We start from the raw sequence: 12,185 nt of genomic DNA on the forward strand, positions 1-12,185 counted from the left end.
GGCTGCGGGGATCAGTACTCGGCGAGGATCTGCCCGTCCCCACCGGTCACTGGTGGGCGTTGCGTCTGGGAGTGGTCTTCGGTTTCGCCCAGGCGCTTGACCAGCTCGTTGAAGTCCTTGGAAAGCTTGTCGTGATTGGCCTGGAGCTTTTCGCGCGCGGCTTTTTCCGCGCTGAAGGCTTCGGCCTGCTCGGCGCCATGGGTGGCGATCTGTTCGATCATCTCGCCCAGGGCGGCAAAGCTGGCGGCGTCCTTGCCTTCCTTATCCTTGCTCTTGCTGAGGAGCTCACTGACCCTCTTGCCCAGCGAGGCGAACACGCCGGGGGTGTCGGTGATCTCTTCGAATTCGAGGGAGGTCTCTTCCGCCGCGGAGAACAGGTTGTCCTTGTCCTTTTTTCGGCTGGTCAGCGAACCGTGCTGGGCACTGAACGACAGCGCCTCGGTGCCCAGGCTGGCAGGGGTGTCGGTTACAGCGAGGCCAACCAGGTAGGCTTTGCCACTGTCGGCAAACTTCGGCTGTACCTCGATCGAGGTGTAAACCTTCTGGCCCGCCTTGTTGAGGGCCAGCAGCGCTTCGTTCGGTTCCAACTGGGCAAAGAGGCCAAGCTTCTTCACTCCAGCGACTTCGACTTCTTCTGCTTTCAGCGCTACGACGTCGCCATACGCGCCGAACTCACCACCCGGCCAGGCCCACTTGATGTGCTCGCAGTTGATGCGGGCACCGTAGGTGTTGGGGCTGTAGGTGCTGGCCATGTCCTCGATCCAGCTGCGCTCAATGTTGCGGCCATCGGTGGTCGCGCCTTCGACGGCGATGCGGGTCCATTTGGAGCGGAACTTCTTGGCTGGGGCTTTGGTGCTGTCGGACATGCAGGGAATCCTCATGGCGGTGGCGTTGTGCCTTGCGATGAGGGGCATGGTCCGCAGCCAGCGGAGTCACGGCAACGCGCTGGACTTGTAGGCCTGGAGGCTACAGTGGGTGCCAGTGGGTGAACGCGCGCGCGAGCGGCAGCATCGGCGCCATGAACACTACCGCCCAACCCACAATGGATCCACGCCGCCAAGCCAAGTTCATGTATTGGACCGGTTGGCGCATCACCGATATTGCCGATTATCTCGACGAAAAAGAGAAGACCGTCCACAGCTGGAAGGCTCGAGACGAATGGGATCGGGCCGACAACGTCGAGCGCATCGGCGGCGCCTTGGAGGCGCGACTGGTGCAGCTGATCCTCAAGGACGGCAAGACCAGCGGCGACTTCAAGGAAATCGACCTGCTCCATCGCCAGCTGGAGCGGCAGTCGCGCATTCAGCGGTACCAAGGCGGCGGAACCGAAACCGACCTCAACCCGAACATTGCCAAGCGCAACGAAGGGCCGAAAAAGCAACCCAAGCGCAACGAGCTGGACGAGGAACAAATCGAGCAACTGGTCGATGCTTTCCGCGACAGTTGCTTCGACTACCAGCTCGACTGGTACCGGGCGGGTAACCAACGCACCCGGATGATCCTCAAGAGCCGGCAGATTGGAGCCACGTTCTACTTTGCACGGGAAGCGCTGATCGACGCCATCACGACCGGCCGAAATCAGATCTTCCTGTCGGCCAGCAAGGCCCAGGCCCACCAGTTCAAGACCTACATGCAGGCGTTCCTCAATGAGGTGCTGGGTATAAAGCTGACCGGTGACCCCATCGTGCTCTGGAACAACGCCGAGCTGCACTTTCTGGGTACCAACTTCCGCACCGCCCAGGGCCGGTCCGGCAATTTCTACTTTGACGAATTCTTCTGGGTGCACGGCTTCGCCGAGATCAACAAGGTGGCCTCGGGCATGGCGCTGCATAAAAAGTGGCGCAAGACCTACTTCTCGACCCCGAGCAGCATGGCGCACCCGGCCTACACCTGGTGGACTGGCGAGCGGGTCAACAAGGGCAAGCCTACCGCCCAGCACATCCAGCTGGATGTGACCCATGAGGCTTTGCAGCAGGGCCGGCTGTGCGAGGACAAGATCTGGCGGCAGATCGTCACCATCATGGACGCCGAAGCTAGGGGCTGCGACCTATTCGACCTGGATGAACTGCGGCTTGAGTACGATGCTGCAGCCTTCCAGAACCTGCTTATGTGCCAGTTCGTGGACGATGGGCAGAGCATTTTCCCGCTGAGCATGCTGCAACCCTGCATGGTGGAAAGCTGGGACTGGCCGGGCTACAGCCCGTTTGCTGCCAGGCCCTACGGCGAACGCCCGGTGTGGGTGGGCTACGATCCGGCGGAAACCGGAGACTCGGCCGGCCTGGTGGTGGTGGCGCCACCACTGGTACCGGGCGGGAAGTTCTTCGTTCTGGAGAAACATCAGTTCCGCGGGATGGACTTCAACTCTCAGGCCGAGACTATCCGCCAGATCACCAAGCGGTACAACGTGGCTTATATCGGGATCGACACCACCGGAATGGGCAGCGCCGTGGCCCAGCTGGTGCGCCAGTTCTTCCCAGCGTTGCGCACCTTCAGCTACAACCCCGAGGTCAAAACACGCCTGGTCATGAAGGCCTGGGACGTAATCAGCAAGGGCCGCCTGCAATTCGATGCCGGCGCAACTGACATCGCCCAGTCGCTGATGGCCATTCGCAAGACCATCACCCCTGGTGGTCGCCAATTCACCTATACCGCAGGCCGGAACGAGGCCACCGGCCACGCCGACCTGGCCTGGGCGCTCTTCCACGCGCTGCATAACGAGCCGCTCGAAGGACAGACCGCAACCAATACACGCATCATGGAGATCTTCTGATGGGCAACATCGATCAGGCCGGCGCCTTGCCGGCGTCCGCGGGTGAGCTGCTCGCCAACCCCAGCACCCGTTCCGAGGCGTTCACTTTCGGCGACCCGGTACCAGTCCTGGACGGGCGAGAAATCCTGGATTACCTGGAGTGCTACGACAACGGCCGCTGGTATGAGCCGCCGGTCTCCTTGGACGGTTTGGCCAGGTCATCGAAGGCAAGCGTCTACTTGCAGTCGGGTCTGATTTTCAAGCGCAATGCCTTGGCCAGGACCTTCAAGCCCCACAAGCTGCTGAACCGGCAGGCCTTCGAGCAGATCGTCATGGACCTTGGCTGGTCGGGCAACCTGTACCTGGAGAAGCGTGACAACATGCTGCGCGATACCTTCGGCCTTCGGCCTTGCTTGGCCAAGTACATGCGCCGCGGGGCTGACCTGCAGACCTACTATCAGGTGCGCGGTTGGCGGGATGAGCACGAATTTCGGCCGGGCAGCATCTGCCACCTGCGCGTGGCCGACATCAACCAGGAGGTCTATGGCCTTCCGGAGTGGCTGCCGGCGCTCCAGGCTGCATTGCTCAACGAGTCGGCCACATTGTTCCGGCGCAAGTACTACCAGAACGGCAGCCATGCGGGGTTCATCCTATACATGACCGATGCCGCCCAAAACGAAGACTTTGTCGACGACCTGCGAAAGGCGATGAAGAGCAGCAAGGGGCCGGGCAACTTCCGCAACCTCTTCATGTATGCGCCGAACGGCAAGAAGGACGGCATTCAGTTGATCCCGATTAGTGAGGTGGCTGCCAAGGATGACTTCGGCGCGATCAAGAACATCAGCCGCGACGACCAGCTGGCTATGCTGCGGATACCGCCGCAACTGATGGGGGTGGTACCGCAGAACGCAGGCGGGTTTGGTTCAGTTCGCGATGCAACTGAGGTCTGGGCTATCAACGAGCTGGAGCCCGAGCAGGCCAGGCTGCTGCAGATCAATGAGTGGTTAGGAGAAGAGGTCGTGCGGTTCGGACCGTATGATATTCCTGTGGCAGGATAAACCTGCCATCTTTCAGTTGAAAATGATTCACTTGGGGCAACAACGCCTATCCCCAAAGGGTAGGGGTCTCCTTTGTTTTTGGATGATCACGAATCGACAGTTTGCTCATACTGGTTGCTGACCGCAATGCTTCAGCACCTGGCGCGCGCCCTCGTCCCCACGCCACGCCCATCTATATAAGATAAAATTGCGAGATGTTCACTTGTCTGTGATTTCATTGGGCCCAGGGTGATCATGGTTTTTATTTGCTAGGAATGGATCTAAGCAGAACCATGGTACTCGGTCCTCTAGTAATAGCGCGGAAATAGTTGCGAGTTCTAGATCGCCGGTCGAGTATATTTCTAGATTGGCATTCCATGTTTGTACGAAGTCGTTTGTCCGGAAAACATCGAAGCCAATTTGCCAGAATTTATTTTCACCGCCATCCATTTTTAATGAGGAGTAATGTTTATAGCTTGGTGGGTGGTAGCTAGAGAAGCTTAGGCCATCTATTCGCCATAGGTCAGTGTCGATAATGTTGTCGATTTCGAATATTTTCGAAGCGCGCAGTAGGACTGATAAGGTTTCTATCGGTCGCTCGATAAGCTCGTAAACTTCTGTGAGTTTTTGGTTTTTTCGAGCCATTAAATAGGTTAGGAAATGCTCAGCTGACAGGTCACACCTAGATAGTTTTCCTTTGCATTCTGTTATTGAGTAGAATAGAAGTCCTATGAGTGCTTCAGATTCCTCGGTCAAGCCGAGTTGCTTTGCCGCTGCGAATGTTACTTCCCAGTGGGGCGCCTGCGAGTCACTAAGTGCGATAATTGAGCCTGTGTAATTGTCTAATGTGAAGCGTAAAAGTTCGGTGAATTGTAACTTTGCTTCTTCTTTTTGAGAGTTGCTTTTTGCAAACAAGTAGCTATAAGCGGCCCATCCAAGGATTCTGGAAATTCGAATTGGTAGTTGATAGAACTCTGCGAAGCCGCTGCTGTTTTTGGATATAAGGTCGAATTTGTTGTTTTGTAGTGATTTCAGAAGGGTTTCGTTCGCGGCAATTAGTTCGTTTGTGAGTTTTGTTGTCAGATAAAGGGCTCCATGGTCAGTTACCGGTGACCCAGTACTAGGCAGCAGACAAACAGCAACTCCAGCAATAGCGAGCAGCGGGCGATAAAGATCGTTAGAGTCAGCTGCTTTAGTGGAAAAGGTAATTGCTAAGCGCTCTGCGCAGCGGACTAATGAATTCAAGTCAGCTCGGCAAGGGGAGAGTATGTCTGTTACTACGGAGATGAACCTGTCGGGCTTCAGGCTTTTTTCAAGCGTCCCGTATATGCTCCATATTTCATTATAATTGCTCCTTATTGCAGTGTCGGTGGCAGCCGGCCAATTATGGATGAGATTACGTAAAGGCGTGCTGGGATCCATTTTGAATTTAGGGTTTCGGCAAAAACTCGGCGAGCCATAAAGGTTTAACCCCCAAACCACAGCATTTTGTCCATAACTCTCTAAGTTTCTTGAGATGTGTCTACCTATTTCAACTAGGTCGAGGACGCTCGTATGGTCTTGAACAAATTCTCGACCTTCTATGCAGTCGAGAATAGCGTTTGTGCCTAACCCGCCTGCTGGAGTTTCACCTGAGGTCTGATCTTGAGCCGATGTCGCGACCAAGGTCAAAGCAGGGGTACCTGCGTCACCCATTAGGTCGGGTTTAAGTAATACGCCCAGGTCCGTTATGAGCCCGCCACTTTGGCATGCGTCAATAATGATATTGCTTTGTTTGGGCGATGTCTCGTTTAGAAATCTAAATAGATCGCCTAGAGCCAAGGATGACATCGACTGCGTTCTAGGATTGGTGTCGCGGAGCCACATATGGAAGCTTCCCGAGCTTACTCCTCCATGGCCAGCAAAGAAAAGTGTGAAGTTTTCTAACGGTGTGTCACCAAATAGAGTGTTTCGAAGCGCTTGTCGTACTTCATCAATTGTTGGGGAAAGCAGGAGTGCAGATTTTTCAGTGTCAAACTGACCAACTTCAGGTTTTGTAAGGGCGTCGAAAATCCGCTGTGCATCTCGCTCTGCACCGTTAAGGGTTTGAGCGTGTTCATATATGTTGCAGCCAATTGACAATAGTATGCGCATTACTCTTCTTCCCCGTAGTGTACAAATTTTGCCTTCCTTTGGAGCTCTCTTTCGAGAGCTTCTTTAGACTTCCTTTCCTTGATTTCTTCAATTATTTTCCTGTCTTCTGGAGTTGCTTCAATCATCATTTTGTTTAGCTTATCAAACCCTTCTTTGCCGACATGGATTTCAGGAAGTGCTACGTTCCCGGATTTGTCAACTCCGAACTCCACTGTCTCGAGCATTTCGATGAATGCCTGTTGGAGTGAGCCTGATTTACTAGCGTCGACAACATTCCCGCTATGATCGCACGCATTAGAAATGGATCTGTAAAACATCTGCGCAAACTGAGTGCCCATTTGATCTTGAAAATCTTTGAAGCATCGCTCCATCGCCGAAATATCATGTTGAGCAACGCTTTCATATGGTAAGTTAATTTGACTTGAGTGAGCTTCAAGCCCTCCGTTAAGAACTTGTGGTGCTGCAGGGTTTTGGAATGCGCCGCCATGCTTTAAGCGCTGAGCATTTTCTAATGGTATGTACATGGCCATAGTGCGTTTTTGCAGGGTGGACAATAACTCACTTAGAGATTTTTGGATTTTGCTATCGTCCTCTGTGTCTATAAAATAGTTTGTTGTCTTATCTTGGCCTGTCATATGTTTTCCTCAGTTATCTGCGAAGGCAGATGCTCGGATTCCTGCATTGAGCAGCTTGCCCAATCTAGCAGTGAACAGGCAACCAGTAAGTACCTGGCGCATGCATTCATCCACGCCACGCCAGCGGGAAAAATGTCGAGTTTTCTGCATCCATCTTCATTCCGGCAGTCGCTCAAACACCCAGCACCTGATGGTCTTTCCGGTTAGCCTGCTGTGAACTGCATGGTTTTTGTGCAGACAGCGAGGCATGTGGCTTTGCCACATGGCCTGGCGTAGGGCAGTGTTGAATCGAAGCGATTGGCCATTCTCTTTGAGCAGGCTGGCCAGCTCTCGCAAATTGACGGCCAGGACGTTTGAGCGGCTGGTGTGGTTGTAGTCCACCCCTTTGCCGTCAAGATAAGTCAAAGCGTCCCAAAAAGGCTTAAGGACGTCCGGCGCCACGGGCGCGGTGTGACCTAAACTATCGATCTCTGGGGTAGGTAGACCCAATGCATTGGACACATCCGCTAGCTGCTGGTGGATGAGCGTGCGTAGCGCTGGGGCTCGGGTGCGATAGAGCTCTTTGCCTAAAGCTAGGCGAAGTCGGTGGTTAGCAATACGGGCGGCTGTCGTCGAGCGGTTTTCCAACTGATAACCGCCGGTCTTGCGCAAAGCTGGCAATACTTCGTCGCAGACCCACGATTCGAAACGCTTGGCCTCTTCCTTCCGACTCCTGATGATCAGGCGGTAGAGATTTCCCTCATCTATGAACTGCAGCTCCTGCTTACCCTGTTCCGTGAGGGTGTATCGTTTAGATACACCTTTCTCGCGGCAGTGGTCAGCAATTGACTGTCTTGAGTTGGAGTAGCCAAGGATCGCACAGACGTCCTTGGCACAGAACCAATGTTCCCCACCTTCTCCGGTCATCACTCGTATCGGCAGCGCTTCAAACTCAAACAGTACGGGTATGGTCATCGACGCGTTCCTTGCGAAGTCTTGTCCAGGGGGCTCTGCGTTGAGCAGTTTGCGCAGCCTAGCTACAGTCGGCAACCCGATCTGCACCTGGCGCGCGCCCTCGTCCCCCCGCCACGCCTGCGGGCTAAACGTGTCGGAATTTCTGCGCACCTGCGCAACCGCCAGCTCAACGCATTTACTAGGCGGCCGGGTAAGTATAGGGGAGGGCGCGCTTCTGCGGATCCCTGCAGCAAGGCCCATTTTCGCGGGCATAGGGCTCGCATCCTTCCATTTTTAGGAGGACCCATCAAAAAAAGGTAATTTCGGTTAGGAGGGGGATGTAACACCCCTGAAAGCCTTATGGGGCAAGGGTTTTAGCGATTACCAAAAAAGGTAATTAAAGGTAAGGAGAAAGGTAATTTTTCCGTAAGTACTTGATTTGAAAGGGTATGATTTCTCCCTTACACAACCGGTCACGGAGGTAATCCGATTACCTTTCAATTACCAAAAAATTACCTTTTACAAAATCCCTACAACCCTTGATTTACGTGGCCTACAGAGCATTTCCAAGGATCAATTACCAAAATTACCTTTTTTTGATGGGTCAACCTTAAACGGCGATTCCCTATGGGGAAGCACCTGGCAGGGTGACGTGCACACCCGCCTTGGGAACACTCTGGGAACAAAAACGCTCACAAGCGCACCCTCCAGCCCACAGAAATCAAGGCCTTCAGCCCAGCTTTCGCCATTTTTTTGAGTTCGAATCTCTACGCTTCCGCCATATTCAAAGCCCTGATTATTCAGGGCTTTTTGCGTTTTTGGGGCATAGAAAGCCATCCTTGGGAACGTCCGTGGGAATGGATTGTTTCGCAAGCGCTTCCGATACTTCTTGCTTGGTCGGTTTCGCCAAGGCTCCAACTTCCTCCTTGGCGTTATCCCATTCTGACAGGCACGAAAAAGCCCGCCGAGGCGGGCTCCTCGCTGGTTACTGAGCGCTAGCCGCAGCCTCTCAAGCCAAATTGCATCACTGACAACTGCGCGGAAATCTGATCCGTAGGCCGGACCCAAACCTTGTCTCCCACCGTTTCCATGCGGTAGTTGATGGAAATAGCGCTGTCGTTCTTCCCGGTAATGTACAGAACGGCCGACCCCTTCATGCCAAGCAGCCCGTCAGTATCAAGGGCGACCGAGTCAATCCTGGCCACGGACCTGCAAGTGGCGTTCATCTGCCCAAGATTGGTAACGATTTGTGAGCCCAGCTGGCGGACCAGGTCCTCCCCGGTCTTTTCAAAGTCTGCGTGCCTCTTCCATTCGACAGCTGCATAGCCGGAACCAACGAGCAGAATGATAAAAACACCAAGCTTTTTGATACGTGACACTGGTGATCCCGATAGATGTAATGGGTGAATGCTGCTGCAGGGCCTGGATACAGGTTACGTCCAGGCGGATGAGCCGATCCTTGTGCCTGGTGTTCTCCGGGATGATGCAGACGTGGGCATCCTAGTAGAAGAGGTAGATCCCGTCACCCACAAAACCGCGGCCGTTGATGTTCACGATCATAGACGCAGCGCGGAGGTGGGTAATGTTCTGCAGGAGCTGCGTAAAGCTTGAGGTCTGCCCTGTACCTGTGGGAGCGGCTTCAGCCGCGAACACCGGCGCAGCCGGTGTCATGCACCGTGTTGCATTCTTCGCGGGCATGCCCGCTCCCACAGGTTCTATTGCAGGGTCACTGGCTTCATGTCATCCGGTAATTGCCGAATAGCCGCCTCTATCCGCTCGATCGGTGCCGCGAGTTCGTCCGCTTCCTTGTCCTTGCCCTCCCTTCTCAGGCGATCGCGCTCAAGGCGCAGGTTAAGCAAATTTTTCTGCAGTTTCAGGGCCGAGGCATTGAACGGGTCCATGCTTTTCTCATGCTGTAGGCCTCCGTGCCGTTGTAGGAAAACTGGACCGTAGCAGCTGGAATTTGCTGGAGAAACTGATGTTTCATACAGGCAAAGCCCACTGCATCGATTCTTCCTACATTGCGCGGTAAAAGATCCTACAAGCTCCGTTTCAAGACATGTCTTTCAAACCCGGCTCAACACCGCGTAGTAGCTGGGAACAAGCAGTTTCGGCAATGCCCGCCTTCAACGCGGCTCAATCGAAGGTGTGTCGTGCTTTTCGAAATCTTATGTAGCAATTGCTGCCCCGAAAACTAAAGGTGATCCGCATCCACCACTGCCTGGGTGAACGCTTGCGGCGCTTCCTGCGGCAGGTTGTGGCCGACGCCGCCGCTGATCAGCCGGTACTCGTACTTGCCGGTAAAGCGCTGCGCATAGGCTTCGGCCGGCGGGTGCGGGGCGCCGTTGGCGTCGCCTTCCAGGGTGATGGTCGGTACACCGATGCTGGGGAAACTGGCCAGCTTGGCCTCGAGCGGGTCGTAGCGTGTTTCGCCCTGGGCCAGGCCCAGCCGCCAGCGGTAGTTGTGCACGGTAATCGCCACCTGGTCGGGGTTGTCCAGGGCCTTGGCGCTACGCTCGAAGGTGGCGTCGTCGAAGGCCCACTTGGGCGAGGCGGTTTGCCAGATCAGCTTGGCGAAGGCATGGCGGTTCTTGTCATAGCCGGCCTGGCCGCGCGCGGTGGCGAAGTAGTACTGGTACCACCACTGCAACTCGGCGCTGGGGGGCAGGGGGGCCTTGGCGGCTTCCTGGCTGCTGATCAGGTAGCCGCTGACCGACACCAGTGCCTTCACCCGCTCGGGCCACAGTGCCGAGACGATGTCGGCGGTGCGTGCGCCCCAGTCGAAGCCGGCGAGCACGGCACGCTGGATATGCAGCGCGTCCATGAAGGCGATCACATCGCTGGCCAGCGCCGCGGGCTGGGCGTTGCGTGGGGTTGCTGCAGACAGGAAGCGGGTTTGGCCGTAACCACGTACGTAGGGCACTAGCACCCGGTAGCCTTTTGCTGCCAGGGCGGGTGCAACTTGTTCAAAACTGTGAATGTCATACGGCCAGCCATGCAGCAGGATCACCACCGGTCCGTCGGCCGGGCCTTGCTCTACGTAGGCCACATCGAGCACGCCAGCGTTGACGTGTTTCAACGGGCCGAAGTCATCTGCCGCTGTGGCGGCTGGCTGGGGCTGCTGTGGTGCAGCCGTGGCGATGTTCGCCGCCAGCAGGCCAAGTGGCAGCAGGGCACAGGCGAGCAGTGTACGGCTGAAGCGGTGTGGCAGGGTGGTGGTCGAGTGGCGGGCAGACATCGGGCATCTCCTTGGCGAGGCCATCGGTGCGGGTTGATGGGGGCCAGTAAAGATGACGGCTGTATCGAGGATGTGTCCGCGCAGCCTGCAGGAAACGTTGTTGTGTATCAGGTCTCAATTTGTACACATGAAGATACAAATACCGGGTGGCAGCGGTTTTTGCCGCTTCTGCTACGATCGATAGGTTTCCCGGGCAGGGAGAGGCCCATGCATTACGTCGTGATAGCACCTCATCGCAGTGAGTACCCGCGGCCCATCCGCTTCGCCAAGGGCACTCTGCTGGATATCGGCCCGCGCTACGAGGGCGAGCCAGGCTGGCAGGACTGGTACCTGTGCACCTGCGCCGGCCAGGAGCCGGGCTGGGTGCCGGCCCAATTGATCGAGCGCCTCAGCGTGTGCAAGGGCAGGGCGCTGGACCACTATTCGGCGCATGAACTGGATGCCGACCCAGGGCAGTTGGTGCAGATGGTGCGCCCGCTCAATGGCTGGGTCTGGTGTCGGCGCCATGGCGATGACGAGTTTGGCTGGTTGCCTGCGCAGAAGCTTCAGCGGCTGTCCTGAAGCACGCCTCCGGCCAGTACCTGCTCCGTGCGCAGAATGCGCGCGTAATCCAGAGCCAGGTTGCTCAATGACAGCGCATGCACATCCTCCGCGGGCCAAAGCCGGCCTTGCAGGTCGTGCTGGTCAAAGGTGAAGCAGGCATCCTCTACTACCACCACATCGAAACCGAGATTGCCCGCCGAGCGTGCACTGGATTCCACGGAATTGTTGGTAATTACCCCGGTGATGACCAGCTCGTTGATGCTGCGCGCGTGCAACCAGCGCTCCAGGCCGGAGTTGGCGAAGGCATCGGGCACATGTTTGTCGAACACGGTTTCGCTGGCCAGCGGGGTGAATGCGGGCTGGAATTCGCAACCGGACTGGCCCGGCCAGAACACCGAGTCCACCGAGCGGGACAGGTGGCGCACATGGATCACCGGGCGCCCTGACTGACGCCACGCAGCCAGCAGCTCGCCTATACGCAGTTCGGCCTCGGGGTTGTTACGCCGGCCTAGGCGCGGGTGGTGGATGCCAACCTGAAGGTCAATCAACAACAGGGCAGCGTTGGTCGCGAAAGCGGTCATGACGGGATGGCACTCCTTGGCAGGTTCGGGCGCTTGACCCTAGCACAGCGTGGATGACTGCAAAAATTGCTGTCACGCGTAAGGGGCTGGTGCGTTGCTCTTGTGGGAGATTACCCAGCCCTTTGGGCTGCGCTGTCGCGCAGAGAACTCAGTGCGCAAGCGGTCCGCGTACCGTGTGGGAGCGGGCGTGCCCGCGAAGAATCCAACGCGGTGCCTGGCACCGGCTTCGCCGGTGTTCGCGGCGGTTCGACGCCTCGACACGCCCGCTCCCACAAAGAATCGGCGCCGTTGCATCTGATCCGCTTTTTTTCCACAAACCTGAATCTGTAACCGTAT

Annotated in this window: 12 protein-coding genes; 3 read left to right on the forward strand and 9 right to left on the reverse strand. The window is 56.2% G+C overall.

Annotation, left to right across the window (positions count from 1 at the left end; all coding sequences use genetic code 11):
* Positions 1-11 precede the first annotated feature (11 nt).
* Positions 12-866 carry a GPO family capsid scaffolding protein gene (locus tag ACIQYU_RS09425; RefSeq protein ID WP_402799226.1) on the reverse strand — a complete coding sequence of 285 codons (855 nt, stop codon included), beginning with the start codon at positions 864-866 and terminating at the stop codon, positions 12-14.
* Between the two features lie 152 nt (positions 867-1,018).
* Between ACIQYU_RS09425 and ACIQYU_RS09430 the strand changes: the two genes are divergently transcribed.
* Positions 1,019-2,770, forward strand: a complete 1,752-nt coding sequence (locus ACIQYU_RS09430) for a terminase ATPase subunit family protein (protein ID WP_402799228.1) — start codon at positions 1,019-1,021, stop codon at positions 2,768-2,770.
* Positions 2,770-3,807: a phage portal protein gene (locus tag ACIQYU_RS09435; protein WP_402799231.1), complete on the forward strand. Its 1,038-nt coding sequence runs from the start codon at positions 2,770-2,772 to the stop codon at positions 3,805-3,807. Before ACIQYU_RS09430 ends, ACIQYU_RS09435 begins: the two co-directional genes overlap by 1 nt.
* A gap of 198 nt (positions 3,808-4,005) precedes the next feature.
* Here ACIQYU_RS09435 and ACIQYU_RS09440 read toward each other — a convergent pair whose 3' ends face one another.
* The 7 genes from ACIQYU_RS09440 to ACIQYU_RS09470 all read right to left on the reverse strand — a co-directional run bounded on the left by ACIQYU_RS09440 (position 4,006) and on the right by ACIQYU_RS09470 (position 10,725).
* Entirely contained in the window at positions 4,006-5,919 is a 1,914-nt protein-coding gene (locus ACIQYU_RS09440) for a caspase domain-containing protein (protein ID WP_402799234.1), read from the reverse strand.
* Positions 5,919-6,554 (reverse strand): hypothetical protein, encoded by a 636-nt coding sequence (locus ACIQYU_RS09445; RefSeq protein WP_402799237.1) that lies wholly within the window; start codon positions 6,552-6,554, stop codon positions 5,919-5,921. The genes ACIQYU_RS09440 and ACIQYU_RS09445 overlap by 1 nt, the downstream gene beginning before the upstream one ends.
* A gap of 156 nt (positions 6,555-6,710) precedes the next feature.
* Entirely contained in the window at positions 6,711-7,508 is a 798-nt protein-coding gene (locus ACIQYU_RS09450) for a Bro-N domain-containing protein (protein WP_402799240.1), read from the reverse strand.
* 552 nt (positions 7,509-8,060) lie between these two features.
* Entirely contained in the window at positions 8,061-8,324 is a 264-nt protein-coding gene (locus tag ACIQYU_RS09455) for a hypothetical protein (RefSeq protein ID WP_402799243.1), read from the reverse strand.
* Positions 8,325-8,482: 158 nt separating this feature from the next.
* Positions 8,483-8,866: a hypothetical protein gene (locus ACIQYU_RS09460; RefSeq protein ID WP_402799246.1), complete on the reverse strand. Its 384-nt coding sequence runs from the start codon at positions 8,864-8,866 to the stop codon at positions 8,483-8,485.
* 336 nt (positions 8,867-9,202) lie between these two features.
* On the reverse strand, positions 9,203-9,388 hold the full coding sequence (locus ACIQYU_RS09465; protein ID WP_063912572.1) for a hypothetical protein: 186 nt from the start codon (positions 9,386-9,388) through the stop codon (positions 9,203-9,205).
* A gap of 293 nt (positions 9,389-9,681) precedes the next feature.
* A complete protein-coding gene (locus ACIQYU_RS09470; protein ID WP_333956920.1) occupies positions 9,682-10,725 on the reverse strand; it encodes an alpha/beta hydrolase in 1,044 nt (347 codons plus the stop codon).
* Positions 10,726-10,932: 207 nt separating this feature from the next.
* Here ACIQYU_RS09470 and ACIQYU_RS09475 point away from each other — a divergent pair, with 207 nt between their 5' ends.
* Positions 10,933-11,286: an SH3 domain-containing protein gene (locus ACIQYU_RS09475; RefSeq protein WP_063912570.1), complete on the forward strand. Its 354-nt coding sequence runs from the start codon at positions 10,933-10,935 to the stop codon at positions 11,284-11,286.
* On the opposite strand, the gene ACIQYU_RS09480 is transcribed toward ACIQYU_RS09475, so the two are convergent.
* Complete coding sequence (locus ACIQYU_RS09480) at positions 11,271-11,849, reverse strand: cysteine hydrolase family protein (RefSeq protein WP_402799251.1); 579 nt, start codon at positions 11,847-11,849, stop codon at positions 11,271-11,273. The genes ACIQYU_RS09475 and ACIQYU_RS09480 overlap by 16 nt on opposite strands.
* Positions 11,850-12,185: the final 336 nt, after the last annotated feature.

Source organism: Pseudomonas sp. NPDC096925, from assembly GCF_044762545.1.
Lineage (GTDB): Bacteria > Pseudomonadota > Gammaproteobacteria > Pseudomonadales > Pseudomonadaceae > Aquipseudomonas.

Bases quoted from the DNA above. Each gene is read 5' to 3' on its own strand.
- ACIQYU_RS09425 (WP_402799226.1), bottom strand. From the start codon at position 866: ATGTCCGACAGCACCAAAGCCCCAGCCAAGAAGTTCCGCTCCAAATGG.
- ACIQYU_RS09430 (WP_402799228.1), top strand. From the start codon at position 1,019: ATGAACACTACCGCCCAACCCACAATGGATCCACGCCGCCAAGCCAAG.
- ACIQYU_RS09435 (WP_402799231.1), top strand. From the start codon at position 2,770: ATGGGCAACATCGATCAGGCCGGCGCCTTGCCGGCGTCCGCGGGTGAG.
- ACIQYU_RS09440 (WP_402799234.1), bottom strand. From the start codon at position 5,919: ATGCGCATACTATTGTCAATTGGCTGCAACATATATGAACACGCTCAA.
- ACIQYU_RS09445 (WP_402799237.1), bottom strand. From the start codon at position 6,554: ATGACAGGCCAAGATAAGACAACAAACTATTTTATAGACACAGAGGAC.
- ACIQYU_RS09450 (WP_402799240.1), bottom strand. From the start codon at position 7,508: ATGACCATACCCGTACTGTTTGAGTTTGAAGCGCTGCCGATACGAGTG.
- ACIQYU_RS09455 (WP_402799243.1), bottom strand. From the start codon at position 8,324: ATGGCTTTCTATGCCCCAAAAACGCAAAAAGCCCTGAATAATCAGGGC.
- ACIQYU_RS09465 (WP_063912572.1), bottom strand. From the start codon at position 9,388: ATGGACCCGTTCAATGCCTCGGCCCTGAAACTGCAGAAAAATTTGCTT.
- ACIQYU_RS09470 (WP_333956920.1), bottom strand. From the start codon at position 10,725: ATGTCTGCCCGCCACTCGACCACCACCCTGCCACACCGCTTCAGCCGT.
- ACIQYU_RS09475 (WP_063912570.1), top strand. From the start codon at position 10,933: ATGCATTACGTCGTGATAGCACCTCATCGCAGTGAGTACCCGCGGCCC.
- ACIQYU_RS09480 (WP_402799251.1), bottom strand. From the start codon at position 11,849: ATGACCGCTTTCGCGACCAACGCTGCCCTGTTGTTGATTGACCTTCAG.